The organism is Novosphingobium sp. AAP1 (genome assembly GCF_001295765.1).
Classification (GTDB): Bacteria; Pseudomonadota; Alphaproteobacteria; order Sphingomonadales; family Sphingomonadaceae; genus Novosphingobium; species Novosphingobium capsulatum.
In genome coordinates this window covers 218,567-244,904 of sequence record NZ_LJHO01000002.1, presented here as the reverse complement: position 1 = coordinate 244,904, position 26,338 = coordinate 218,567, and the positions used below count along the sequence as shown (strand labels likewise).

Annotated in this window: 23 protein-coding genes; 7 read left to right on the top strand and 16 right to left on the bottom strand. The window is 64.7% G+C overall.

The window, feature by feature from the left end; genetic code table 11:
• Positions 1-211: 211 nt before the first annotated feature.
• Positions 212-1,045: a TIGR00266 family protein gene (locus IP65_RS05100; protein ID WP_054131236.1), complete on the top strand. Its 834-nt coding sequence runs from the start codon at positions 212-214 to the stop codon at positions 1,043-1,045.
• Positions 1,046-1,153: 108 nt separating this feature from the next.
• Here the strand turns inward: IP65_RS05100 and IP65_RS05095 are convergent, their stop codons facing one another.
• The gene (locus tag IP65_RS05095) at positions 1,154-3,622 is read right to left on the bottom strand and encodes a TonB-dependent receptor (protein WP_054131042.1); all 2,469 of its coding nucleotides are present in this window, start codon (positions 3,620-3,622) and stop codon (positions 1,154-1,156) included.
• A 156-nt stretch (positions 3,623-3,778) separates the two neighbouring features.
• A complete protein-coding gene (locus IP65_RS05090; protein ID WP_022677087.1) occupies positions 3,779-3,970 on the bottom strand; it encodes a YezD family protein in 192 nt (63 codons plus the stop codon).
• Between the two features lie 578 nt (positions 3,971-4,548).
• Here IP65_RS05090 and IP65_RS05085 point away from each other — a divergent pair.
• Positions 4,549-6,705 carry an RNA degradosome polyphosphate kinase gene (locus IP65_RS05085; RefSeq protein WP_171794581.1) on the top strand — a complete coding sequence of 719 codons (2,157 nt, stop codon included), beginning with the start codon at positions 4,549-4,551 and terminating at the stop codon, positions 6,703-6,705.
• A gap of 7 nt (positions 6,706-6,712) precedes the next feature.
• On the top strand, positions 6,713-8,194 hold the full coding sequence (locus IP65_RS05080; RefSeq protein WP_054131040.1) for an exopolyphosphatase: 1,482 nt from the start codon (positions 6,713-6,715) through the stop codon (positions 8,192-8,194).
• 3 nt (positions 8,195-8,197) lie between these two features.
• On the opposite strand, the gene IP65_RS05075 is transcribed toward IP65_RS05080, so the two are convergent.
• From IP65_RS05075 to IP65_RS05060, 5 genes are all read right to left on the bottom strand, one after another.
• A complete protein-coding gene (locus IP65_RS05075) occupies positions 8,198-8,455 on the bottom strand; it encodes a hypothetical protein (RefSeq protein ID WP_022677084.1) in 258 nt (85 codons plus the stop codon).
• Between the two features lie 123 nt (positions 8,456-8,578).
• Positions 8,579-8,707 carry a hypothetical protein gene (locus IP65_RS22105; RefSeq protein ID WP_255352173.1) on the bottom strand — a complete coding sequence of 43 codons (129 nt, stop codon included), beginning with the start codon at positions 8,705-8,707 and terminating at the stop codon, positions 8,579-8,581.
• A 33-nt stretch (positions 8,708-8,740) separates the two neighbouring features.
• Entirely contained in the window at positions 8,741-8,950 is a 210-nt protein-coding gene (locus IP65_RS05070) for a hypothetical protein (RefSeq protein WP_022677082.1), read from the bottom strand.
• Positions 8,951-9,036: 86 nt separating this feature from the next.
• Positions 9,037-9,243, bottom strand: coding sequence for a cold-shock protein (locus IP65_RS05065; RefSeq protein WP_022677081.1), 207 nt, complete (start codon positions 9,241-9,243; stop codon positions 9,037-9,039).
• Positions 9,244-9,561: 318 nt separating this feature from the next.
• A complete protein-coding gene (locus IP65_RS05060; protein WP_054131039.1) occupies positions 9,562-10,431 on the bottom strand; it encodes a LysR family transcriptional regulator in 870 nt (289 codons plus the stop codon).
• A gap of 104 nt (positions 10,432-10,535) precedes the next feature.
• On the opposite strand from IP65_RS05060, the gene IP65_RS05055 reads away from it, so the two are divergent.
• The 3 genes from IP65_RS05055 to IP65_RS05045 all read left to right on the top strand — a co-directional run bounded on the left by IP65_RS05055 (position 10,536) and on the right by IP65_RS05045 (position 12,315).
• A complete protein-coding gene (locus IP65_RS05055; protein WP_054131038.1) occupies positions 10,536-11,246 on the top strand; it encodes a CoA transferase subunit A in 711 nt (236 codons plus the stop codon).
• Positions 11,246-11,884, top strand: coding sequence for a CoA transferase subunit B (locus tag IP65_RS05050; RefSeq protein WP_022677078.1), 639 nt, complete (start codon positions 11,246-11,248; stop codon positions 11,882-11,884). The genes IP65_RS05055 and IP65_RS05050 overlap by 1 nt, the downstream gene beginning before the upstream one ends.
• A 158-nt stretch (positions 11,885-12,042) precedes the next feature.
• Positions 12,043-12,315, top strand: coding sequence for a hypothetical protein (locus tag IP65_RS05045; RefSeq protein WP_022677077.1), 273 nt, complete (start codon positions 12,043-12,045; stop codon positions 12,313-12,315).
• Positions 12,316-12,320: 5 nt separating this feature from the next.
• Here IP65_RS05045 and IP65_RS05040 read toward each other — a convergent pair whose 3' ends face one another.
• From IP65_RS05040 to IP65_RS05010, 7 genes are all read right to left on the bottom strand, one after another.
• Entirely contained in the window at positions 12,321-14,399 is a 2,079-nt protein-coding gene (locus tag IP65_RS05040; protein WP_082349786.1) for an FIST N-terminal domain-containing protein, read from the bottom strand.
• Positions 14,400-14,466: 67 nt separating this feature from the next.
• Positions 14,467-16,188: a M10 family metallopeptidase gene (locus IP65_RS22165; protein ID WP_022677075.1), complete on the bottom strand. Its 1,722-nt coding sequence runs from the start codon at positions 16,186-16,188 to the stop codon at positions 14,467-14,469.
• Positions 16,189-16,306: 118 nt separating this feature from the next.
• Positions 16,307-17,761: a M10 family metallopeptidase gene (locus IP65_RS22160; protein WP_022677074.1), complete on the bottom strand. Its 1,455-nt coding sequence runs from the start codon at positions 17,759-17,761 to the stop codon at positions 16,307-16,309.
• A 180-nt stretch (positions 17,762-17,941) separates the two neighbouring features.
• Positions 17,942-19,111: an NAD(P)/FAD-dependent oxidoreductase gene (locus tag IP65_RS05025; RefSeq protein ID WP_054131035.1), complete on the bottom strand. Its 1,170-nt coding sequence runs from the start codon at positions 19,109-19,111 to the stop codon at positions 17,942-17,944.
• Between the two features lie 141 nt (positions 19,112-19,252).
• Complete coding sequence (lpdA, locus tag IP65_RS05020) at positions 19,253-20,665, bottom strand: dihydrolipoyl dehydrogenase (RefSeq protein WP_022677072.1); 1,413 nt, start codon at positions 20,663-20,665, stop codon at positions 19,253-19,255.
• 12 nt (positions 20,666-20,677) lie between these two features.
• Entirely contained in the window at positions 20,678-21,052 is a 375-nt protein-coding gene (locus tag IP65_RS05015; RefSeq protein WP_022677071.1) for an acyl-CoA thioesterase, read from the bottom strand.
• On the bottom strand, positions 21,049-22,353 hold the full coding sequence (locus IP65_RS05010; RefSeq protein WP_054131034.1) for a pyruvate dehydrogenase complex dihydrolipoamide acetyltransferase: 1,305 nt from the start codon (positions 22,351-22,353) through the stop codon (positions 21,049-21,051). The genes IP65_RS05015 and IP65_RS05010 overlap by 4 nt, the downstream gene beginning before the upstream one ends.
• A gap of 253 nt (positions 22,354-22,606) precedes the next feature.
• Here IP65_RS05010 and IP65_RS05005 point away from each other — a divergent pair, with 253 nt between their 5' ends.
• Positions 22,607-23,068 (top strand): universal stress protein, encoded by a 462-nt coding sequence (locus IP65_RS05005; protein ID WP_043607867.1) that lies wholly within the window; start codon positions 22,607-22,609, stop codon positions 23,066-23,068.
• 109 nt (positions 23,069-23,177) lie between these two features.
• Here the strand turns inward: IP65_RS05005 and IP65_RS05000 are convergent, their stop codons facing one another.
• Positions 23,178-25,472: a ribonuclease R family protein gene (locus tag IP65_RS05000; RefSeq protein ID WP_054131033.1), complete on the bottom strand. Its 2,295-nt coding sequence runs from the start codon at positions 25,470-25,472 to the stop codon at positions 23,178-23,180.
• Positions 25,473-25,523: 51 nt separating this feature from the next.
• Positions 25,524-26,285, bottom strand: a complete 762-nt coding sequence (locus tag IP65_RS04995; RefSeq protein WP_054131032.1) for a helix-turn-helix domain-containing protein — start codon at positions 26,283-26,285, stop codon at positions 25,524-25,526.
• Positions 26,286-26,338: the final 53 nt, after the last annotated feature.

Genomic DNA, 26,338 nt, shown 5'->3' with positions numbered 1-26,338 from the left:
CCCGCGTTGTCTATAACAGGCGATTGTGGCTTTTGATATGCCCAGCCGATCCATGCCGGATCAGGTGCGATCCAACCGGTGCATGTCACCGATCGAGCGCCATCGTCATCACGACGAACCAGGCTGGAGCGTGCGCTGCGGCCATGCCATGGTTCGCTGCGTCACCGCGCGTGGGCGCCCTGCCCCGCGCCATCAGGAGACCGCATTTCCCATGAGCAGCAGCCCCTGGAGCCACAGCCGCCGCGCCGGCGTCGCCGATGACGTGGACTTTGCCATTCGCGGCAACGACCTGCAGTTCGTCGAGATCGAACTCGATCCCGGCGAGAGCGCCGTGGCCGAGGCTGGCGCGTTTGTCTGGAAGGATGCCGCGATCGAGATGACCACCGTGTTTGGCGATGGCAGCGACGGCGATGGCGGCGGCTTCATCGGCAAGCTGCTGGGCGCGGGCAAGCGCCTCGTCACCGGGGCCAGCCTGTTCACCACCGTGTTCACCCACCAGGGCCACGGCAAGGCACGCGTTGCGTTTGCAGCGCCTGTGCCGGGCACGATCCTGCCGCTCAAGCTGTCAGACCTGGGTGGCACGCTGATCTGCCAGAAAGACAGCTTTCTGGCGGCCGCGCGCGGCGTATCGATCGGCATCGCGTTCCAGCGCCGGATCATGACCGGCCTGTTTGGCGGCGAAGGCTTTGTCATGCAGCGGCTGGATGGCGATGGCTGGGTGTTCGTCCAGATGGGCGGCACTCTGGTGGAACGCGAGCTTGCCCCGGGCGAACAGCTCCATGTCGATACCGGGTGCCTGGCCGCCTATACGCCCTCGATCGATTTCGACCTGGTGCGCGCGGGCGGCGTGCGCAGCGTGCTGTTTGGCGGCGAAGGCCTGTTCTTTGCGCGGCTGACCGGGCCGGGCAAAGTGTGGATTCAGTCCCTGCCCTTTGCCCGCCTGGCCGGCCGCGTCGTCGCCGCTGCCATACCCAGCGGGGGCAGCAACCGCGGCGAAGGTTCGGTGCTGGGCCCGCTCGGGGATTTCATCGACGGCAATCGCTAGGGTTTCAGGATAGGCCCTTCGACAGGCTCAGGGCGAACGGACCTGGGGGAAATTCCCTTGGTTTCCGTTCGGGCTGAGCTTGTCGAAGCCCGCTCCCCCGCGTGCCGCTTAGAACTGCGTGCGCACGGTCAGGCCATAGGTGCGCGGATCGCCGACCTGGCCCACGATCAGGCCGGTGTTGCCCGAACCAACCGCGAGCTGCTCGAAATAGTGGGTGTCAAAGGCATTGCGCAGCCAACCATAGATATCGAAGCGGCCCTCGCGGCGCACGCCCAGGCGGAAGTTGGTGAGCGCGTAACCTTCAATCCAGGTATAGGCCGAAGGGGTGGGGTTGGACGAAAAGCGCGAGCGATAGTTGCCATCGACGCCGAAATAGACCTGCCCTTCCCCGCCGAACGCCTGGACCGGCAGGTTGACTTCGCCGCCATAGGAGAACGACCACTTCGACACGCCGGGCAGCACCTGGCCGGAAATGTCGCACGACAGCGGACTGATCCCCGGCGTGCCCGGCGCAGCCGGCGTGCCGATCAGGTTGCCGTTGGCATCGACATTCTGCGTGCCACCCGAAAGCTCGGGCGCGCAGGGCGCATTCTTGAAGCGGATATATTTGGCATCGGTATAGGCGGCGTTGGAATAGAGGCTGATCCGCTCGCTCGGCCGCACCGCGAAATCGACTTCGACACCCTGGGTGCGCACCTTTTCGGCGTTGGCGAGGTAGCCACGCAGCGCACCCACGGTGTAGTTCGTCACCTGCGCCTGATAGTCGTTGATATCGGTGCGGAACGCAGCGACGTTGAACGTGCCCTTGCGGTTCCAGAACTGCGTCTTGATGCCCAGTTCAAAGTGGTTGACGCGTTCCGGCTTGATCGTGGCAAACTGCAGCAGCGGAGTGCCATCGGTGTTGGCCGGCACGCCGTTGAGGTTGATACCACCCGATTTGAAGCTGCGCGCATAAGTGCCATAGACGTGGACGTCGCTGGTCGGATCCCAGGCCAGCGTCGCGTCGCCCGACAGGTTCCAATCGCTGAAATTGGCGACGAAATACTGCGGTGCGAGCACGGCCAGCTGGGCCTTTTGCCGCGCGGTGTTGTTGGTGGCAAACGTGACAAGAGCGCCGTTTCCATCAGTGACGGTGGAATTGTAGATGCCGTCCTTCTTGTCATAGTTCAGGCGCACACCCGGCTGGATCGACAGCGTGTCGGTCAGCTTGTAGCCGAACTTGCCATAGATCGCCGCGCTGGTGTTCTTGAGCGTTATATCGTTGGCGGCGGTCAGGCCGTTGAGCACACTGGGGTCGTTGGACAGCGCATTGCTCGGCGCGATCAGGAACTCGCTCGCCGCCGGGCCCTGCTGCTGAATGCCGGTGGTGTGGATCTTCTGATAGAAGCCGAATGCGCCGACGGTGTAGTTGAAGCGGCCGGTTTCGCCGGTCAGGCGCAGTTCCTGGGTATATTGGTCCTGGTGCGAGGGATTGTTGGACTTGGTCGTGATCGGCAGGCCGAGATAGTCGCGGTCGTTCGACGGGTCCCAATCCCAATAGCGCCACGCCGTGATCGAGGTGATCGTGCCTAGCCCGGTCTGGATCTTGGCGCGCAGCGACACGCCGCCCACCTCGTTCTTGGCGCGCAGGGCCACGTCTTCGTCGGTCACGCGATCGAACGGATTGGTGCTGGGCACGGCATAGTTCTGCGCGGCAGCGAGCGCGGCGTACTGGCGGTTGAGCGGCCGCTGGGTGGCGCCGGTGCGCACATAGACCAGCGCGCAGCAATTGGGGTTCTGCTTGTTGTAATCCCCCGCCAAAGTCACTTCGACCGTGCTAGACGGGCGCCACAGGAATTGCAGGCGCGCGCCCTTGTTGTCTTGCGAATTGATCCACTGGCGCTGCTTGACGTTATAGACCGTCCCGTCGCGCTCGGTAAACGAGCCCGCGAGGCGCACCGCCAGGGTATCGCTGAGCGGGCCGGACACCGCGCCCTTGAGCTGGACGAAGCCAAGGTTGCCGGCGGTCGCCTCCAGCCGGGCCTCGGGCTCGAACGTGGGAGCGCGGGTGGTGATGTTGAGCGCGCCGGCGGTGGTGTTCTTGCCGAACAGCGTGCCCTGCGGCCCGCGCAGCACTTCGATGCGGCTCACGTCGAGAAAGTCGAACGTGGAGGACGCGGCACGGGCATAGAACACGTCATCGATATAGACGCCCACGCCCTGCTCGATGCCGTCGTTGGTCAAGCCCAGCGGCGCGCCCAGGCCGCGAATGTTGACCGAGGTGTTGCGCGGGTTGGACGAATAGAACTGCAGCGTGGGCGTCAACTGCGTAAGGCGGCCAACGTTGAACGCACCGGCGGCATCGATATGCGCGCCGCCCACCACGGTAACGGCCAGCGGCACGGTCTGCACGGTTTCGGCGCGGCGGCGGGCAGTGACGACGATGCTGTCATCCACCGGCGGCTGGGCAGCGGCTGGCACAGATTTGCTGGAGGCGTCTGCCGGCGCAGGCGCATCGGCGGCATGGGCCGGGGCGGCAAGCGCGAGAGCAAGGCCAACGGAAGCCACCGACGCGGCGAGATGGGCGCGAACGAGCATGCTGATATCCCTTTCGACATGCCGGACCACGCGCGCGGAGGGGTTCCGTGGCGGGTGGCGGCATGGTCTGTTGTTGGTTTTTGCCATGGCCGGCGGCCCTCCCCAGAGCCGTGGTGCCGCCATGGATTGCTTGGCGTGATCGAAAATTCTGGCGGATCAGTGGTTGTTGAAGCGACGCTTCTCGGTCACGTCGATCTGCACGACGCGCCCTTCGTGAACGGTGAGGCCGACTTGGCCATAGCGCAGCCCGGCCAGGGCCTCGCGCACGCTGTCGAGCGATTGCTCGATCAGGCGGGCCTGTTCCGGATCGCGGGTGGCCGGATCTGCATTGGCAGGTGTGATGGACATCGGCTCTCTCTTGCAAAGGCTTGGGTCTTGGCCCCGCCGTGGCGAGGTGCCTGTTGCCACCTTCTTATACTCAACTTTTACGATAGACATTAAACGAGTTGTTGGAGGCCAGATAGCGAAACTTTCGCCACGATGAACGGCGCTACGCCTCGCCCGCACACTAGCAGGCCCGGCCCAGCAACGCGGACCAAGCATTTGATAATATTCATCAACAACCAGAGTCCGCAGCGGGCTTGGGCATGCGCGGCCAGCCCGCTGCGGATCGGCCGTGGGCGCGCGCCTGGGCACGCGACTCACCGGGGCCATGCTCGCAATCTAGCGTAACGACGCCCGCTGACGAGCGGGCGGGCGGCGAAGCGGGCATGATTCTCGACAAAACGAGTAGAGATTAACGCACAGCTTGTAACGTTTCCTGACAGGGCCGCTTTGCACTTGCCAAGGCGCCGCTGCCCGTTTCTAACATCGTGCTTGTCATACAAGAGTAGCAAAGCGGAACGATGGCGCGCGGGACCGCAACAACACCAAGCAGGACAGCAATCGTGGCAGAAACCAGCGCAGCGCCGGGTGGCGTGCTGCCGATGCAGGCCCTATCCGCGTTGACCGAGGGTCCACCGCCGATGCGCTATTTCAACCGCGAGTTGAGCTGGCTGATGTTCAACCGCCGCGTTCTGGCCGAGGCGCAGAACACCAATTATCCGCTGCTGGAGCGGCTGCGCTTCCTGTCGATCTCGGGCAGCAACCTGGATGAATTCATGATGGTGCGCGTGGCCGGGATCGCCGGCCAGGTGCGGCGCGGGATCGACGAGGTTTCGATCGACGGGTTCAGCCCGGTCCAGCAGTTGCAGCAGATCCACGGCGCCGTGGAAGACCTGGTCAGCGCGCAGCGCGTGGTGCTGGGCGAACTGTCAGACCTGCTGGCCGACGCCGGCATCCATATGGTGGGCGACAAGCCCCTGCCCCGCCACCAGGCCGATTGGCTGGCGCGCTATTTCACCGAGCATGTCATGCCGGTGCTTACCCCCCAGGCGATCGATCCGGCGCACCCGTTCCCGTTTATCGCCAACCAGGGCACGGGCATCCTGTTCTCGATGGTGCGGGTGGCCGATAACGACCCGGTCACCGAGATGATCCTGGTGCCGCCGGCGCTGCCGCGCTTTGTCAAGCTGCCCGACGATGGCGGCTGGATCAGCATCGAGGAACTGGTGCGCCGCAACGCCGCCACGGTGTTTCCCGGCTTTCGCATCCAGGGTTCGGGCACGTTCCGCGTGCTGCGCGACAGCGACATGGAGATCGAGGAAGACGCCGAAGACCTGGTGCGCTATTTCCGCACGGCGATCCAGCGGCGGCGGCGCGGCAAGGTGATCATGCTGCAATTGCAGGATGATTCCGATCCCATGGCCGAGCAATTGCTGCGCGACAAGCTGCGCCTGGACTATGCGCTGGTGGTGAAATCGCGCGGCTTGCTGGCGATGAACGGCCTGTCGCAGATCGTCGACATGCCGCGCCCGGAACTGAAGTTCGAGCCCTATAACCCGCGCTATCCCGAACGCGTGCTGGAACACGATGGCGATTGCTTTGCCGCGATCCGCGAAAAGGATCTGGTGATCCACCACCCGTTCGAAAGTTTCGACGTGGTGGTCGATTTCCTGCGCCAGGCCGCCGAAGATCCCGATGTGGTGGCGATCAAGCAGACGCTTTATCGCGCCGGCAAGCAATCGGCAGTGATCGCCGCGCTGATCGCGGCGGCCGAGGCGGGCAAGTCGGTCACGGCCGTGGTCGAACTCAAGGCGCGGTTCGACGAGGAGCAGAACCTGCACTGGGCGAGCCAGTTGGAGCGCGCCGGGGTCCAGGTGATCTACGGCTTCGTCGACTGGAAGACGCATGCCAAGGTTTCGATGGTGGTGCGGCGCGAGGGCGATGGCTATCGCACTTATTGCCACTTTGGCACCGGCAACTATCACCCGGTGACCGCACGCATCTATACCGACCTGTCGTTCTTTACCGCCGACCCCAAGGCGGGGCGCGATGCCGGGCAGCTGTTCAATTTCATCACCGGCTATGTCGAGCCCAAGAACACCGAGTTTCTTTCGATCTCGCCGATCGGCCTGCGCCGCACGCTGTATGATTGCATCGAGCGCGAGATCGCCTTTGCCCGCGCAGGCAAGCGCGCCGCGATCTGGGCCAAGCTCAATGCGCTGACCGACAGCCGCCTGATCGAGCGGCTCTATGCCGCAGCGCAGGCTGGCGTGGACATTTCGCTGGTGGTGCGCGGCATCTGCTGCCTGCGGCCCGGCGTGCCCGGGCTTTCGGAACGGATCACGGTGAAATCGATCATCGGCCGCTTTCTGGAGCACAGCCGCATCTGGGCGTTCGGCAACGGCGGCGCCCTGCCCAACCGGCGCGCGCGGGTGTTCATCTCCTCGGCCGACGGGATGAGCCGCAATCTGGATCGCCGGGTGGAAGTGCTGGTGCCGATCCGCAACCGCACGGTGCACGACCAGATCCTGGACCAAGTAATGCTGGCCAACCTCATCGATACCGAGCAAAGCTGGACTTTGCACGCCGATGGCGATTATCAGCGGGTTTCGTGTCGATCCGACGCGGGCGAGAAACCGTTCAATGTGCACCGCTATTTCATGACCAATCCTTCGCTTTCGGGCCGCGGCGCGGCCCTTACCAAGGGGCGCAAGGTACCCAAGCTGGCGCTGCGGCGCGGTGGCGCAACGGTCGATTGACGGCGCGATGGCATTTGGCCTGTCCCGTGGCAAAGAAGCGCCCAAGCGCGCCATTATCGATATCGGCTCCAACACCGTGCGACTGGTCATCTATGGCCAGCCGCTGCGCGCGCCCAAGGTGCTGCACAACGAGAAAGTGACCGCGCGCCTGGGCAAGGGCGTGGCCGAAAGCGGCGATCTTTCACCCAAGGCCATGGCCCTGGCGCTGGCCTCGCTCGCCCGGTTCAAGGCGATCCTGGCACTGCAGGGGGTGACCGAACTCGACGTGGTGGCCACCGCCGCCAGCCGCGACGCGCGCAATGGTCCGGCCTTTCTGGATGCCATCGCCAAGCTGGGCTTTGCCCCGCGCCTGCTCTCGGGCGAGGAAGAGGCGATCACCAGCGCGCACGGCGTGCTGGGTGCCTTTCCCAAGGCCAAGGGCGTGGTGGGCGATCTGGGTGGTGGCAGCCTGGAACTGGTCGATGTGGACGGGCAGCGCTGCACCCACGGTGTCAGCCTGCCGCTGGGCACGCTGCGCCTGCCCGCGCTGCGCGCCGAAGGGCAGCGCGCGTTCGGGCAGAAGATCACCAAGGCGCTGGCCAAGGCGGAATGGAAAGCCACGCCGGGGCAGACGCTCTATCTCGTCGGCGGCTCGCTGCGCGCCTTTGCCCGCCACATGATGGTGGAAACGCGCTTTCCGATCGATGATCCGCACGGCTATGTCGCCGATCCCGCCCTGGCGCTGAAGCTGGCCAAGGCCCTGGCGCGGCGCAAGGGAGAGGCCGTGGCGCCGATCGCGGGGGTTTCCGGCGGGCGCCTTGCCAGCCTGCCCGATACTGCCGCGCTGCTCGCCGTGCTGATCGCCCGGCTAAAGCCTGAACGGCTGGTGTTTTCGGCTTGGGGCCTGCGCGAAGGCGTGCTGTGGGAAGCGATGCCCGATGCCGTGCGCGGGCAGGAACCGCTGGTTGCCGGCGCCTCTGCCTTTGCCCAGGAACACGGCATTTCGCCCAACACCGCCAGCATGGTGGCCGGCTGGACCGCCGGCGTGGTCCAGACCGACGGGCCCGACCGGCGCGAGCGCCTGCGCCTTGCCGCCACGATGCTGTGCATGGCCTCGGCCACGGTGGAGCCCAACCTGCGCGGCGACCTGGCGCATGAATGGGGCCTGCGCAAACGCTGGATCGGCGCGACCGCGCGCGACCGCGCGATGCTTGCCGCAGCCATGATCGCCAACACCGGCAAGCTGACGCTGCCCGAAGACCTCAACCTTCTCGCCACCCCCGCCTCGCTGCGCGAAGCCCAGGCCTGGGGCCTTGCCACCCGCCTGTGCCGGCGGTTCACCGTGGGCGCGCCCTCCGCGCTCAACGGCAGCACGCTGCGCCGCGAAGGCGAGGTGCTGGTGATGGAAGTGGAAGATCGCCATGCCGTGCTGATCAACGACAGCGTGGGCCGGGACTTGAAAGCGCTTGCCGCGCATCTGGGGCTGAAGGCGGCGATCAGGGAGCGGTAGGGCTCAACCCGGGCGGACGACCATCGCAAACAGGCGGTCGAGATTGAGCTGAATGTCCTGGACCGATGGATTGTCTGCGTATTTGGCCATGCCAAGCGGCAAACTCATGCTCTCGTGCAAGGCCGAAGCCTCGGCGTCGGTCAGAATATTGCGGCCGCGCAGGATATTCGCCAAGCTGACGATGCCGTTGATGGCCGAAATATCAGACGCTTCGTGCGCATCGAGCAACTGGGGGTCGATGAGGCTGGGACTATCCGTCATGAAACTGGCTCCGCCGGTTGGCGATGCCGGCAATCTTGCTGATTTTCCGGCATGCCAACGGCGCGCCGAGCGTTGGCATCGGCGCGGCCAGAGTGGCAAAGCAGGGCAGTTGCCCGCTCGGGCTCACCGCTTGATCGTGACGATCCCGACCGGCGCTGGCTTGGTCGATGGATTGGAGGCGTTAAGCTTGGGCGGCTTGGCCGCCTTGGGCTTGCGGACTTCCTTGTTGGATTTCTTTTGACCCTTGGCCATGCCAATTCCTTCTCACGTTGCGAACAACGCTCTTTACTTTGAAGCGTATTCGCCCGGCTGTGCGCCAAAGTTGTCGCGCGCGAATGTGCGTGCGCCAGCCATGGTCTTGAACAGTTCGTCTTGCAGTGCCGCCGTGACCAACGGATACCCTTGCGAGTTGTATCGGATACTGCGCACGGTCAGCCGGAAATTGCCTTCCGCATCCTTGTTGATCAGGAACGGACGATTTTTCGGATCAGACATTTTCGGCCTCCAGCAATGTCAATTTGGCATGTAGCGACAGGTGCGGTGTGGTCGCGCGGTTGGATCAACCGCGCGACCCGCATCCATCAGGCAGCCTGGAGATTGACTGCCGAAACCTTGCCACGGCGATCGGTTTCCAACTCGTAGGAAACGCGCTGGTCCTTTTCGAGCGTGCGCATGCCGGCGCGTTCCACGGCCGAGATGTGCACGAAGGCATCGGTGCCGCCGTCATTGGGCGCAATGAAGCCATAGCCCTTGTCGACGTTGAAAAACTTTACGGTTCCGGTCGTCATATGGATAACCCTTTATCCCATGGTTTGACGGGCATGCGCCAACAGCGGCACATCCCGGCTTCTGTAGTGCTAGAAAAGGATAAAGGGGTGGCATAAAGCTGCCGATTTATCCGTCGCATGCGACGTAAGCACAACCCTAATAACACGATGCCGAAAAATTGAAAGGCAATTCTCGGTTTTCGCCGCATCGTGGCCGGGATTGATGCGCAATACAGCGCGCCGCGCCGGGGGAATGCGGTAGAATTGAGCTGTGGTGCTTACATTCCCTCCCCTAACCCCTCCCGCCAGCGGGAGGGGTTAGGGGAGGGAATGTTTGGGCTAATCAATCCGCAGCCCACCAACCCGCCGGAACAGCTCCAGGATCAGCGGATCGCGCTCTGCGCTCCTGATCGCCGCTTCGAAGCGCAGTTGCCGCTTGGGCGATGGCAGGACTTGCACCAGTTCCCCGCTCGCCAGTTCACCGCGCACCATGGTTTCGGGCAGCAGCGCGGCACCGCTGCCCAGGCGAATGATTTCGACCAGAGCGCGCACGTTGTTGCAGGTGCGGATGACCGGAGGCGTGATGCCGTGTTGCGCCAGCGATTCCTGCATGATGCCATGGATGGGGGAGTGTTCGGGGATCGACCACACCGGCAGCGGTTGCTTGAAGCCGCCGGCCTGCGCCGTGGCCTTGCTGGCCGCCCAGACCAGCGCGACGCTGCCGAGTGGCGTGGTGCGCACGCCGGGGCTGGCGACCGGGCCGGCGAGGAACACCATGTCGCTGGTGCCGGCGAGCAGTTGCTGGAGCATGCGGGCGGTCAGGTCGAGCTCGATCTCCAGCGTCACGCCGGGCAGGTCCTGCTCCACCGCCGCGACGAAGGCGGGCAGGCAACTGGCGGCGGCGATCTCGCCGGTGCCGATGCGCACGATGCCGGTGGCGCCGCCAAAGTCGCTCGCCTTGAACAACGCGCGTTCGAAGCCGGCCCACAGCGGCTCGAAATCGGCAACCAAGGCGCGGCCGCGCGCGGTGAGCACCATGTTGCGCCCTTCGCGGCGGAACAGATCGACGCCCAATTGCTCCTCGATCTCTTTCACGCGCGCGGAAATGGCGGGCTGCGTGGTGTTGAGCCGTTCTGCCGCCGCGCGGAACGTGCCGAGCCGGGCAATCCACAGCAGGGTTTCGAGGTGATAGATGGCCAGGCGCTTCATGGCCCCGCGATATCATATCCAGGTCTTATCATAAAAGATAACAATGTATCGCTAGTTCCGATCGATTGGCTGGCGTAAGACGGGGCATCAATGGAGAGGTGCCGATGGCCAACAAGATCTATCCCTCTGCCACAGCCGCGCTGGACGGGCTGTTGCACGATGGCCTGCTGATTGCCTGCGGAGGCTTTGGCCTTTGCGGCATTCCCGAACGGCTGCTGGATGCGGTGCGCGATTCCGGGGTGAGCGGGCTGACCTTTGCCAGCAACAACGCCGGCATCGACAACGAAGGCATCGGCAAGCTGCTGCGCACGCGCCAGGTGAAGAAGATGATCTCGTCCTATGTGGGTGAGAACAAGGAATTCGAGCGCCAGTATCTGTCGGGCGAGCTTGAGGTGGAATTCTGCCCCCAGGGCACCCTGGCCGAGCGCATGCGTGCCGGTGGCGCGGGCATTCCCGGCTTTTACACCAAGACCGGCGTGGGCACGCTGGTGGCCGAAGGCAAGGAAGTGAAGAATTTCGACGGGCAGGACTATATCCTGGAACGCGGCATCTTTGCCGACCTGTCGCTGGTCAAGGCGTGGAAGGCGGACGAAAGCGGCAACGTGGTGTTCCGCAAGACGGCGCGCAATTTCAACGTGCCGGCCGCCACCTGCGGCAAGGTCTGCGTGGTGGAAGTGGAAGAGATCGTGCCGACCGGCAGCCTCGATGCCGATGGCATCCACCTGCCGGGCGTCTATGTCCAGCGGCTGGTGCTGGGCGCGCCCTATGACAAGAAGATCGAATTCCGCACCACCCGTGCGCGGGAGAACGCCTGATGCCCTGGACTCGTGACGAAATGGCCGCGCGCGCGGCGCGCGAACTGCAAGATGGGTTCTATGTGAACCTGGGCATCGGCATCCCCACGCTGGTGGCCAACCACATTCCCGCCGGCATGGAAGTGACGCTGCAATCGGAAAACGGGATGCTGGGCATCGGCCCCTTCCCGTTCGACGACGAGGTGGATGCCGACCTGATCAACGCCGGCAAGCAGACCATCAGCGAACTGCCGCAGACCGCCTATTTCGATAGCGCGCAAAGCTTTGCCATGATCCGGGGCGGGCATATCGACCTGACCGTGCTGGGCGCGATGGAAGTGTCGCAGGGCGGCGATATCGCCAACTGGATGGTGCCCGGCAAGATGATCAAGGGCATGGGCGGCGCCATGGACCTGGTCGCGGGGGTGAAGCGCATCATCGTGGTGATGGAGCACTGCGCCAAGGACGGCAGCTCCAAGTTCATTCCTGATTGCACCCTGCCGCTGACCGGCAAGAATGTGGTCGACATGGTGATCACCGACCTCGCCGTGTTCCAGCGCCCGGATCATGACAGCCCGTTCCACCTGGTGGAGCTGGCGCCGGGCGTGACGGCCGAGGAAGTGGCGGCCAAGACCACGGCGCATTACGTGGCGGCCTGAACCATTGCTGCGCCGCCATGGCCGCAGGGCCACTGGCGGCGCAGTGCCCAGACTACCTTTTGAACCAACATGAAAATTTGGTCATTCATCCCGATGTCAGGCCCCAGCCATTAGCCCCTGCCCCGGGACCGATGGGAAAGCGCAATCGGGAATTGACCATGACCTGGAACATCAACTTCCTGCACCCCGGCAAGGCTGTGAAGTGCGTCATCACCTCGCTCGTGTTGTCGATCCCGCTGTGGACGGGATCGCTGGTGGTGGCCAAGCTGGTGATCGTGCCCGAAGTGCGGGCGATTGCCGCACAGTGGAGCGGCGACGCGCGCGCACTGGTGCCCGAAAGCGAACGCCGGGCCGAGCAGGACACCCAGCCGCTGCTGATCGCCAGCCAGCATGAAGCCCATGTGATGGCCGACGCCCTGCGGCGGATCTAGGCTGCTTACGCCTGCTGCCCCTCCACCCGGCGCAGGCGCTCTATCTCCAGCTCGACCTGACACATCATGCCGGTCTGCTGGCGGGCCATCTGCTCCACCGACCCCAGCAAGTCGCCAATGCGCGAGAACGAGGCGAACATCGCGCCGAGGCTGGCGGTGATGACATCAAAGCCATTGCGGGCATTGCCCAGCTTGGCCTCTGTCTGCGCGACATGGCCACCCAGGCGCGTCATCGAATTGTCGACCTGGCCCAGCGATTCGCGGCTTTGATCGAGCGTGGTGCGGGTCATCTTGGCCAGGCTGCGCACTTCGTTGGCGACGATGGCAAAGGCGCGCCCGGCCTCGCCGGCGCGTGCCGCCTCGATCCCGGCGTTGAGCGAGAGCAGGTTGGTCTGCATGTTGATCTTGTCGATCACTTCGACGATGTCGCGCAGCTGGGCCATGGCCTGGGCGACATGGCCGAATTCGGTATCGAGCACCCCTTCCCCGTCGCTGTGGGCGAGGCCCGCCAGCCGCTGCTCGATCTCGCTGCGCATCGCATCGACATTGCGGCGCACATCCTCGGTTCCGCTGGCCACCTGGTCCAGCTCGTGCGCGAGGCGCGCGGTCTTGATCACGAAATCGGTAAGCCGGCCCAGCAACTGCTGGCGCAGCCCGTTGATCAGGCGCTGCTGGTTGAGCCGCGTTTCCACGAAATAGCGCGCGAACTGCGCATAGTGGATGGGGAACTGCTCCACGAACGGTTCGGCCAGCACCTCGCCCGGCGCCGGCTTGAAGAAGACCACCGCCGTCAAGGTCTGGTTGACGTTGATGCCCAGCAATTCGCCAAACGTGGAAAAGCCCGCCGCCGGCACATCGCCCCACAGCCCGTCGAGCGCGCCAAGCTGCGCGCCATTGCCCAGACGGCGCAGGATGCAGTCGTTGAGCAGGGCGCCCACCGGATGCGGCTTGCCCCGCAGGAACGCCTCCAGGTCGGCCCTGGTCTGGCCGGCAAAATCGGTGGCGGCCACCAGGTGCAATTCATCGCCGGGATTGATGTCGCAATAGAAATGCACGGCCCCGGCCGCCACATCGATGCTGGAGATGGAGCGCACGAACAGCTGGTCGTTCAGGCGGATGGCAAACGTGTGCCCTTGCAGGCGCTGTTCCAGATCGTGCGGCTGGCACCCCATCATGGCGCTGAGTGCATCAACCACCGGCACGATCTCCACCGAGCCGGGCTCTACCACCGAAGTGACGCAGCGGGTTTCGGCCGAAGCCTCCATGATGATCACACTGCGCCCGGTATCGACGAAATTCTGCGTCTTGAAGATGCCAAAGCGCGCATCGTCGCGCATCTTGGCAAAGACGATCACCGCATGGTCCTGCAAGAAGCGTTCGCCGTCGAACAGCCAGGTCGCCTGGAAATCGAGCTTGCCGCCAGCCGATCCACCGATGAACACGCATGGGAAGCGGCCGCAGCGATAGACCGCTTCCATGAAGAAGTTCTCGCTGGCGGAAAGCCCGTCGATCAGGGTGAGTGCCAGCGTATCATGGTGCCGTACCGGGAAGGACACGGACAGGCGCGAGAGGTGATCGGCGATCTCGTCTACGCGGGCGTCTTGCGCCTTGCTGGGCCTGCCGGCGCGAATATCGGCGTTCGCCAGGGGAACGGCGTGGATGCTGGTGGCGGCAAACAGGTCTGGCCCGAAGACCTGCACCACCACGCTGTCCCACGCGCCATCGGCCGGGCAATAAAGTGGCCCCTGGCCATCGCCGCACAGTTCGCCCGCCGTGGTGACTGCCACCACGCGCGCCGGCGCGCACAACGGACGCAAACGCTGCACCACCGTTTCGAAATCGACGTGCGGGGACACATAGGCCATGACCAGCGCTGCCGCGACATCGCCAAAGCGGAAGGTTTCGTGGCCCAGCCCGTGCAGCATGCTGTTGCTGCGCACCACACGCATCGACGGCTGCGCCAGCGGGACAAAACTCTCGACAGGCGGCACGTCTTGATCCCACGCCGCCAAGGTGGGCAGTGGCGTGGGCGTTGCAGGGCTCCCAAAGACTTTGCGCAATCCGAACATGGTCGTCTCCGGCATTTTGGCCGGCTTAGACCTGCCATGGCCAACAAACCGTTGGGCGCCCCTGCGGAAAGTGCGTAGCCGTTCAGAGCAGGAAATCGCCCTTTACCAACGACAGGCTGCCTTGCAGCAGCAGCGTGAAATCAGCCAGGCCATCGCCGTTGATGTCCCCCTGAACCAGGGTGTTGCCGCCGGTGATAGCATAGCGCAACTCGCCCGCCACATGGTGGAAGGCGGCCGTGCCGATGAACGCAAAGGCATCGTCGGCGCTGGTCAGGCTGTTCGCGTCAATCGGCGTCAACACGATCAGATCGCCGTCCGCATGCTTGAAATCGGTGATCACGTCACACGTGGTGGCTGTGCTTCCGGCAAATTCGATCACCCGCTCAAACACGAAGCGATCGGCGCCGCTGCCGCCGGTGAGCCGGTCCTGGCCCGATCCGCCGCGCAAGGTATCGGCGCCGGCCATGCCGTTGATCGTATCGTTGCCGCCATTGCCCGACAGGATGTTGTCGTTGGCATCGCCCAGCAGGGTATCATTGTGGGCAGAGCCGGTAACGCGCTCCACGCCCGAGATCGTGTCCTTGCCCAGGCCCGCCGCCGTGCCATCGCCCACGCTCGTGGCCAGGTTGACGGTGACGCCCGCCGTCGCGCCGGCATAGGTGACAAGATCGAGGCCGGGGCCGCCGACATAGCGATCATTGCCCAGGTCATCGCCGGCCAGGAACGTGTCGTTGCCATCGCCGCCCGAGAGAATGTCATCGCCCTTGCCGCCCGAAAGCTTGTCATTCCCGCCATAGCCATAGAGCCGGTCGTTGCCGGCGTTGCCATAGAGCGCGTTGTTCGCCTCGTTGCCCACCAGCGTGTCGTTGCCGGCGCCGCCATAGCAATCCTCGATCGTCACGTTGTAGGCGATGCCGAGGTTGTTGGACACGCTGACATTGGTGAACCCCAGCGTGGAATAGGCGCCAGGGTGGAGATCGACCCAGCAATCCAGCTTGAACGTGCGCAGGTCGATCAGATCCTTGCCGCCGGCATCCCAGATCGTGGCGTAAAATGGGCTGCCGGGCGAATAGGCATAGGTGTTGTCGCCGGCATGATAGCTCATGTTGGCGCCATAGATCGCCTGGATCGCGGCGATATCGTAAACCATCGGCGTCTGGATGATATAGTCGAAGTCTTCCTTGGCCGGGTTATAGGCATAGACCCCATAGGGATCGTTGTAGGACATGATCGTGTAGTTGCGATAATCATACCCGGTGGGGATGATGAAGCCTTCGGATGGATGCGCCAGGCCCAGGGCGTGGCCGATTTCGTGCATCAGAGCGGTGAAATTGTAGGTGTTCACCGCGTAGGAATCGCGCCCATAGAGCGGGTTGATCCAGATATCGCCGTGGCTATTGGCCAGGCCGCCAGCCGTGGCCTTGGTATAGCCCCAGGCATCGCCCACGCGCGAGGACAGGCCCAGGCGAATGTCTCCCACCGTGCCACCGGCGGTTTCGGCCACCTGCTTGAACGAAAGGTTGGCGACATTGGCCCATTGCGCAAACGCCAGGGCGACATTGGCATAGTCACCAGACGGCAAGGCGCCGACTGTGGCTGCGGTCATTTCGGTACCATAGCCACTGGCAAAGGCCGAGGCGACGCCGCCGCCCCAGATGAAGCTGTAGCTGACCACCGTCTTGCCGGCCGAAACGGTGGACCACGCCAGGCGATAGGCGGGATCGGCCTGAAGCAAGGCATTGAACCGCGCATCGGCGGTCAGCGAATAGGTCTTGACCGGCGATGCCTGGGTATAGGTGGCCACGCGTGCATTCCCGAACGGTTGAAGGCCTGCCTTGGTAGGCAAGCCTGCCGCGTTACGGGACGGACGACAGGTTCAAAGTGGAGGCGTGAGCGCGCCTCCCCCTGGCAAGGCGCCCAGGCTAGAGCACGAAATCAGTGGCGGCAAAGGCGATCTTGCCCGCCGCTTTCAGCCAGAAATCAGCCACGCCATCGCCGTTGACGTCACCCTGGATCACCGTGGCCCCGCCGCTGTACATATAGCGCAATTCGCCCGCCACCTTGTGGAAATTGGCGGTGCCGATGAAAGTGAAGGGATCATCGGCATTGGCGTTGGTGCTGATCGCATCGATCTGGTTGAGCTTGATCACGTCTTTCTGCGTCTTGCTGAAATCGGTGATCGCATCGCAACTGGCTAGGTCTTGCCCGGCAAAATCGGAAATGGCGGTAAAAACGAAAGCGTCCGCGCCGGCGCCCCCGGTCAGCGTGTCCTGCCCTGCCCCGCCGATCAGCGTATCGGCATCGTTGCCGCCCAGCAGCACGTCCTTGCCCGCGCCGCCGTTGAGCGTGTCGTTACCGCCATTGCCTGTCAGCGTATCGTCGCCGTCGCGGCCGAACAGCACATTGGCGATATCGTTGCCGACGAGTTTGTCGGCCCCGCTGCCGCCCGTGGCATTTTCGATCGTGCAGTTGAAGGCAATGCCCAGATTGTTGTTCAGCGTCTGCAGGTTGTCGAACACCAGGGTAGAATAGGCACCGGCGTGCAGATCGACGCGGCACCCCTTGGAAAAGGCGCTGACATCGATCGTGTCATTGCCGCCGCCGTCCCAGATTGCGGCGAAGAACGGTGCCGTGGCGGAGTAGCTGTAGGTGTCATCGCCGGCGTGAAAGCCGGTGTTGGCGCCATAGATCGCCTGGATCGCGGCGATGTCATAGACCATCGGCGACTTGATGAGGTATTCGGTCTGCCCCGTGCCACTGTTCACCCACCACACCCCCTTGGGATCGGTGTAGGACATGATCGTGTAATTGCGCACGTCAAAGCCCGAGGGCATCTTATTGCCTTCAAACGGGTGATCGAGGCCCAGGGCGTGGCCGACCTCGTGCATCATCGCCATGTAGTTATAGGTGCCCACGGCAAACGAGCCGTTGCCATAATTGGGCGAAATCCAGATATCGCCATGGGCATTGGCCGCGCCATTGGATACCAGCTTGCAATAGCCCCAGTATTGCCCGCTCACGCTGGACGATTGCGCGACGCGGATATCGCCGACGGTGCCGCTGTCGGTCTCGCTCACCTGGGTAAAGGTGATGTTGGCCACATCGGACCACGCCTGGAACGCCGCCTTGATGTTGGCGATCTGCGCGCTGGGCATGGCGCCATGGGTGGCCGCGCCCGGTTCGCTGCCATAGCCATTGGCAAACTTGCTGGCGACGCCATCGAGCCACGGGAAGCTGTAGGTGATCGCCGTCTTGCCATCGGCAATGGTCGACCACTTGGAGCGGAACATGGCCTTGGAATAGAGCAAGGCGTCAAAGTATTTGTTGCCGGTGAGCGCATAGGTCGAAACGACCGACGCATCGGTATAGCTGGGCATGGGCTGTGGTCCTTGATCGCACAATGCCCGGCTGGCGGGCTTTCCATGGCGAACAGGCCACATAGACCATCAACAGCGGGTATGTTTAAGGGCACGTGCTTGCACCCAATGGGCATTATCCCGCCGTTATCCGGCAGGTTTCTGCCGGTTCAACCCGCGTTTCCCTAGGTATTTCCCCGATCAGGCGGCCATGCCGGCCGCGTGCGCGCTCGCCCAGGCCCACTGGAAGTTATACCCGCCCAGCCAGCCGGTCACGTCCACCGCCTCGCCAATGGCATAAAGACCCGGAACCTTGCGCGCTTCCATCGTGCGCTGCGACAGTTCGGCCGTGCTGATACCGCCGGCGGTCACTTCGGCCTTGGCAAAGCCTTCGCTGCCATCGGGCATGAAATCCCAGGCATGCAGGCGCGCCTGCGCGGCGCGCAACGCCTTGTCGGGCAGGTTGCCCATTTCGGCCGCCAGGCCAAGCTGGTCGGCCAGGGCGGTGGCCAGGCGCTCGGGCAGCGCTTCGCCCAGCACGCTGCGCATGCCCGCGCGCGGGCGCTGGCGCTTGGCATCGAGCAGCCAATCGCCCGTGCGGCCGGGCAGGAAATCGATGCGCACCGCCTCGCCGCGCTTCCAGTATGAGGACACCTGGAGGATCGCCGGGCCGGACAGCCCGCGATGGGTGAACAGCGCCGCTTCGGCAAAACGCGCCTTGCCGCACGTGGCCTCGACCGGGGCCGCAATGCCCGACAGTTCACGGAACAAGGCAGCCTCGGCCGGCAGGGTGAGCGGCACCAGCGCGGGGCGCGGTTGCACCACCTTTAGGCCGAATTGCCGCGCCAGGTCATAGGCAAAGCCGGTGGCGCCGATCTTGGGAATGGCCGGGCCGCCGGTGGCGATGACCAGCGACGGGGCGGCAAATGCGCTTTCCCCCGCGCTGACATGGAACAGGCCATCGGCGTGGCGCACCGCGGTGATCGGGCTGTTGCAGCGCACCTGCGCGCCAGCGGCGGCGCACTGGTCCATCAGCATATCCACGATCTGGCGGGCAGAGCCATCGCAGAACAACTGCCCCAGCGTCTTTTCATGCCAGGCGATGCCGTGGGCATCGACCAGGGCAATGAAATCGCCCGGGGTAAACCGGCTGAGCGCGGAGCGCGCGAAATGCGGATTTTCGGACAGATAGCGATCGGGCGCGGTGTGCAGATTGGTGAAATTGCAGCGGCCGCCGCCGGAAATCAGGATTTTCTTGCCCGGCTTTTCGGCGTGATCGAGCACCACCACGCGGCGCCCGCGCGCAGCCGCCGTGGCCGCGCAGAACAGGCCAGCCGCCCCGGCGCCCAGGATGATCACATCGTGCGTCATGCCTGGGGCCGTGGGGGATTGGTGGAGGTTTGGCAAGAGCCTGGGCGGTTGGGGTGCAACATGCCCTCCCCCAACCCCTCCCGCGTGCGGGAGGGGAGTAGATAGGCCTCCCTCCCGCACGCGGGAGGAAGGCCGTTTGCCTTAGATATGCAGGGCGCGGCCGTAGGCGGCGAGCACCGATTCATGCATGGATTCGCTGATGGTCGGGTGCGGGAACACCGTGTGCATCAGTTCGGCCTCGGTGGTTTCCAGCGTCTTGCCCACGACAAAGCCCTGGATCATTTCGGTCACTTCGGCGCCGATCATGTGCGCGCCTAGCAGTTCGCCGGTCTTGGCATCGAACACCGTCTTGACGAAGCCTTCCGGCTCGCCCAGCGCGATGGCCTTGCCGTTGCCGATGAACGGGAACGTGCCGGCCTTGACGGTATAGCCCGCTTCCTTGGCCTTGGCCTCGGTCAGGCCGACGCTGGCGATCTGCGGGTGGCAATAGGTGCAGCCGGGGATGTTGGCGCGGTCCATCGGGTGTGGATGCACGTCCTTGTTGCCGAGTTCGGCCGCAATGGCTTCCGCCGCGATCACGCCTTCATGGCTGGCCTTGTGCGCCAGCCACGGCCCGGGCGTCACGTCGCCGATCGCCCACAGGCCCTTGGCGCCGGTGCGGCCATAGCCGTCGATCTGGATGAAGCCGCGCTCCATCTTCACGCCCTGTGCTTCAAGCCCGATGTTCTCGGTATTGGGCACGATACCGACGGCCACGATCACATGGCTGTAATCGCCGTCGATCACCTTGCCGTCCTTGGCCTTGATCTTGGCCTTCACGCCATTGGCCGACACCGCCAGGCTTTCCACGCCCGCGCCGGTCATGATCTTCATGCCCTGCTTGGTCAGCGCCTTTTCGAGGAATGCCGAAACATCGGCGTCTTCCACCGGCACGACGCGATCGAGCATTTCGACCACGGTCACGTCAGCGCCCATGTCGTTGTAGAAGCTGGCGAACTCGATACCGATCGCGCCCGAGCCGATGACCAGCAGCTTGCTCGGCAGTTCCTTGGGCGTCATCGCATGGCGATAGGTCCACACGCGGTTGCCATCGGCCTTGGCAAACGGCAGGTCGCGCGCACGGGCACCAGTAGCGACGATCACATGCTTGGCCGAAATCGTTTCGGTGCCCTTGTCGCCGGTCACTTCGATGCTGGTGGGGCTCTTCAAGACGCCCGTGCCCATGTGCACGGTGATCTTGTTCTTCTTCATCAGGTGCGTCACGCCCTGGTTGAGCTGCTTGGCCACGCCGCGCGAACGCTTGACCACCGCGTCCAGATCGGCGCGGATGTTGTCGGCCGCTAGGCCATAGCTGGCCGCGTGCTTCATGTGGTTGAGCACTTCAGCCGAGCGCAGCAGCGCCTTGGTGGGAATGCAGCCCCAGTTGAGGCAGATGCCGCCGAGCAGCTCGCGCTCGACAATGGCGGTCTTGAGACCCAGCTGGGCGCAGCGGATTGCCGCCACATAGCCGCCAGGACCCGAACCGAGGACGATCACGTCATATTGATCAGCCACTTGGAATTCTCCTTATTCGTCAACCGGGCGGGGCCGGCCGGTGCCGTCAACGGCAACAAACGTGAACTTGGCCTGGGTGACCATCGAGGACTGCTCGCGATGGCGTTCGCGGCGCCATGCCTCGATGGCGATGGTCATCGAGGTGCGCCCGGTCTTTTCGATTTCGCCATAGACCGACACCTCGTCACCCACCTTCACCGGATTGAGGAACTGCATGCCGTCGAGCGCGATGGTGACCGCGCGCCCGCGACAACGCCGCGAGGCGATCAGCCCCGCAGCATTGTCCATCAGGCACATCAGCCATCCGCCGAAAATGTCGCCATAGGCGTTGCAATCCGCCGGCATGGCGGTGACGCGGATGGCCGGCTCGCGGCTGCTTACGCTCATGCCACCAGCGCCAAGGGGTTTTCGACGATCTGCTTGAACGCCTGCATCAGTTCGGCGCCATCGGCGCCGTCGATCGCGCGGTGGTCAAAGCTGCCGGTGGCGCTCATCACCGTGGCCACGCCCAGCGCGCCATCGACAATATAGGGGCGCTGTTCGCCGGCACCCACGGCCAGGATCATGCCCTGCGGCGGATTGATCACGGCTTCGAACTGCTTGATGCCGAACATGCCCAGGTTCGACAGCGAGGCCGTGCCGCCCTGGAATTCATGCGGCTGCAGCTTGCCTTCGCGGGCCTTGCCGGCCAGCTGCTTCATCTCGGTGGCGATAGCCGAGATCGACTTGGCCCCGGCATCCTTGATGATCGGCGTGATCAGGCCCGAAGGCGCGGCCACGGCCACCGACACGTCGACGCGGGTGAAGCTGCGCAGCTCATCGCCGGCAAAGCTGACGTTGCACTTGGGCACCTGGACCAGGGCCTTGGCCAGCGCCTTGATCAGCAGGTCGTTGACCGAAAGCTTGACGCCCTGCGCTTCGAGCGCGGCGTTCAATTGGCTGCGCAGCTTGAGCAGCGCATCGAGGCGCACGTCGACCGTAAGGTAGATGTGCGGGATGGTCTGCTTGGCTTCGGTCAGGCGGCGCGCAATGGTCTTGCGCACGTTGTTGAGCTTCTGCGCTTCGTAAGGAATGCCGAAATCGGGCACGACCGCAGGGGCCGGTGCAGCAGCCGGAGCCGGCGTTGCAGCAGCGGGCGCAGCCGGGGCAGCAGCGGTGGCGGGCGCTGCAGCCGCACCGGGCTTGGCCCCCAGCACATCGGCCTTGGTCACGCGGCCGTTCGGGCCACTGCCCTTGACGGCCGACAGGTCGATGCCCTTTTCAGCGGCAATGCGCTTGGCCAGCGGCGTGGCGATGACGCGATCGCCCTTGGCGGCCGGGGCAGCAGCAGCAGCCGGAGCGGCAGCAGGCGCAGCAGGCGCCGGCGCGCTGGCGGCCGGCGTCGGCGCGGCTTCAGCGGCCTTGGCCGGCTCGGGTGCGGCAGGTGCCGGGGCGCTGGCATCTTCGTCTTCGCCGGCGATCATGGCGATCACGGTGCCAACCTTCACGCCTTCGCTGCCTTCGGCCACGTCGATCGACACGATCGTGCCTTCGTCCACCGCTTCGAATTCCATGGTGGCCTTGTCGGTTTCGATTTCGGCCATGATGTCGCCCGAGGAAACCTTGTCACCAACCTTGACGAGCCAGCGGGCCAGGGTGCCCTCTTCCATCGTTGGGGACAGGGCGGGCATCTTGATCGCGATGGGCATGGGCTGTTTTCCGTGTCCTTGCTGACAAAAGTGTCAATTCGGTTTGCAGAACTGGTTTTTTCTCAAAAATTCGGGTTAAATCGAATTTCTGTTTCACCACTCCATTTCACCAGCCTTGCACCTTCGGTCAAGCCTCTAGCGTCGCGCACAGGCGATGATTTTTACGCATCCTGCCGTGCCCGTGCACCTCACCTATTTGCCAGAACCCGCCATTCGCGATACCACCTGCGCGAAACGGGGGCGGATCAAGCACATGCCAGAACAGCAGCGCATCTATCTGGTGATCATGGACGAGACGGAGGAAGCGGCGCGCGCCTTGCGCTTTGCCGCGCGGCGCGCGGTGCGCACCAGCGGCGGGGTGCACATTCTGGCGCTGGTGCCACGCCAGGAATTCGTCGCCTTTGCCGGCGTTCAGGCCACGATCGAACAGGAAGCGCACGATCGCGCCGAAGTGCTGGCGACGGCCGCTGCCGGCAGCCTCGCCAGTGAATCTGGCCTCGCCCCGCTGATCAGCGTGCGGCAGGGCAATGGCCCGCAGGTGGTGCGCGAATACCTCAAGGAACACCCGGAAGTGTCGGCCCTGGTGCTGGGCGCGGCGCAGGACAATCCTGGCCCGCTGATCACCCACTTTGCCGCAGCCGCGGGCACCCTGCCCTGTGTGCTGATGATCGTGCCAGGTGGCGTCGATGACGAGACGATCGATGCGGTGAGTTGACGCCACCCCCTCCACCACCGCTGCGCGGCGGTTCCCCTCCCCCGGTGGGGGAGGATTAGCAGGTCCTCCCCCACCGGGGGAGGTGGCGGCCGCAGGCCGTCAGAGGGGGTTAGCGCCGCTTGCCCTGGTGGCGGATGTTCCCGGGCCGGCCGCGCTGGCCGACCATGTGCTTGCCGCGGAACTTGGCCTTGGCGTCAAGCTTGCCGCCGCGCCGCTCGATACGCTGTACGCCTTCGGCCACGTCCACCGGCTCGAACTTGAGCGCGCCGGTGAGCGGGTTGGCTTCGGCCAGGCGCAGCTTGAGGATCATGCCCATGGCAAATTCCTCGCCGCTCAGTTCGCCGACCAGGCGCTGGGCCTTTTCATCGTAATTGAAGCGCTCGGCGCCCAGCGTGGAGACCGGAACCAGGCCGTCGCCGCCCAAGCCCAGGATCGTGGCGAACAGCCCGAATTTCTGCACGCCGCTGATGCGCGTGTCGAACACCTCGCCCACGCGGGTGGATAGCCAGGCGGCGACATAGCGATCGATCGTCTCGCGCTCGGCTTCCATCGCGCGCCGCTCGGCAGCGCTGATGGCATCGGACACCCGCGCGAGATCGCCCCTGTCACGATCGGACAGGCCCGAGGTGGCAGGCACGGCATGGTCGGCCGGACGCGGCTGCTCCAAGCCATAGGCATCGACCAGCGCGCGGTGCACCAGCAAGTCGGCATAGCGGCGGATCGGCGAGGTGAAGTGGGCATAGCTGCCCAGCGCCAGACCAAAGTGCCCGGCATTGCGCGGGCCGTAATAGGCCTGGGTCTGGCTGCGCAGCACCGCTTCCATCACCAGCGCCTTTTCCGCCTCGTCAGTCACGTCCTTGAGCATGCGGTTGAACAGGCCCGGCGTGATCACCTGGCCCAGCGACAGCTTGCGATCGAATGTGGCGAGATAGTCCTTGAGCGCCAGCAGCTTTTCCCGGCTCGGCGGCTCGTGAATGCGATAGACCACCGGGGCAGTCTTGGCTTCCAGCGCCTTGGCCGCGGCCACGTTGGCCGCGATCATGAAATCTTCGACCACGCGGTGCGCATCGAGCCGTTCGCGCAGGGCGATCTGGGCAATGCGGCCCTGGTCATCGAGCATCACGCGGCGTTCGGGCAGTTCCAGTTCTAGCGGATCGCGCGCGGCACGGGCCTTTTCCAGCAGGCGCCAGGCTGCCCACAGGTTCTGCAGGTGCGGCTCGGCCCGATCTTCATCGATGCGGGCCTGCGCCTCTTCATAGGCGATCACTTCATGGATGCGTACCAGCGCGCGGGTAAAGCGGAAGTCCTTGATGCGGCCATCGGCGGCAATGTGCAGATGGCAGGCCATGGCCGCGCGATCGGCGCCTGATTTGAGCGAGCAGACATCGGCGCTCAGCACTTCGGGCAGCATCGGCACGACGCGATCGGGGAAATAGACCGAATTGCCGCGCTTGCGTGCATCGCGATCGAGCTGACCGCCGGGGCGCACGTAAAAGCTGACATCGGCAATGGCGACCAGGGCGCGGAAACCGCCCTCGCCATCGGGCTCGGCCCAGATGGCATCGTCGTGGTCGCGCGCGTCGCTGGGATCGATCGCCACGATCGGCAGGGCACGGAGGTCTTCGCGGTGATCGTGGCTGAGCGGCAGCTTGGCAGCCACCTGCGCCTCATCCAGCGCTTCTGGCGCAAAGGCCATCGGGATGCCGTGCTTGTGGATCGCGATCAGGCTGAACGCGCGCGGCGCCAGCGGATCGCCCAGCACTGCCGTGACGCGCATGCCCGAGCGTGGGCTGCGGCCGGCCGGCTCTGCCAACACAAGCTGCCCGGCCTCTGCCCCGCCCAGATCGGAAATCGGCGCGGCGTGGCGCTCGCGCTTGTCGATCGGGGCCAGCCAGCCCTTGCCCACGCCATCGAGCTCGACCACGCCCATGACCTGCTCGCTTTGCTGCGGCAGCTTCTTCATCGGGTGGGCCAGCCACTTGCCACTGCCCGGCCCGCCAACTTCCTCAGTGCGGGCCAGCACGCGATCGCCCGGCTTGAGCGCGGCCTGGCGATCACGCGCCTTGCCCTTGGGCTCGATCACGCGCAGGCGCGGCGGCGGGCTGGCATCATCGGGCTGCCATGAATCGGGAATGGCCAGGACATGGCCTTCATCGATTTCGACGACGCGCAGCACCGTCACCTTGGGCACGCCGCCCATGGCGTGGAACGCGGTGCGGTTGCCGTCAATCAGGCCCTCTTCGGCCATGTCCTTGAGCAGCGCCTTGAGCGCGATCTTTTCCGTGCCCCTCAGGCCAAATGCCTTGGCAATCTCGCGCTTGCCGGCTGGCTCTGCACTCTGGGCGATGAAATCGAGCACCTGCTGGCGCGTAGGGAGTCCCGCGGGAAAATTGGTCTTGGCCATTCCAGCGCATGTGGGCGTTTGGCGCGCAAAGCGCAACCTTTGCCGCGCGCATCACGCCGGGTGCAGCACCACCACCTTGGTATCGGGGCGATCGGCGGGAATCCAGGTGAACTGACGAAAGGCCAGATGCCCGTCCCAGGGATGGTCGAACCGGCGCAAGCCACCTTCGCGGCCCTGCACCACCTGCTCGTCCCACAGGCTGGCGAATTCAGCGCTTTCCCCGCGCAGATCGGCCACGATCCGTTCGCTGACAGGATCGCCATGGCGCCCGGCATGATCGGCGCGGAATTCCGCAATGAGGCGGCGGGCGCGCTCGTGCCAATCGGGCAGCATGGCGCGCGCTTCGGCCCGCAGGAACATGTAGCGCAGCAGGTTGCGCTCTCCCAGATCATCGAGCCAGCCGGGAAACAGCCGCGCGGCGGCCGCATTCCAGCAGGTCGCGCGCCAGGTGCGATCGAGGCCATAGGCCGGGCCAGGCGCGAAATCGACCAGCACACGCACCGAATCGGGCGCCTCTTCCAGCGCCAGGGCGACCGGCGCCTCGGGATCGAGCCGGCCGGCCAGTTCGAACAGATAGGCGCGCTCTGCCACCGACAGCGCCAGCGCCCGCGCCAGGCCGGCGAGCGCATGGGGCGATGGATTGGCCTCGCGCCCCTGCTCCAGCCAGGCCAGCCAGGTGGTGCTGATCCCGGCGCGGATCGCCAGTTCCTCGCGCCGCAGACCAGGGGTGCGGCGGCGGCCCCCTGCCTCGGCCGGGCTGCGTTCGCGCATGGCGCGCAGGAAGCGGCCGAGTTCCAGTCTCGTATCGGTCATGGCAGCGCTTATAACAGGATAAACGCCAATCTTGTAACAGGGTAAATCGCGCG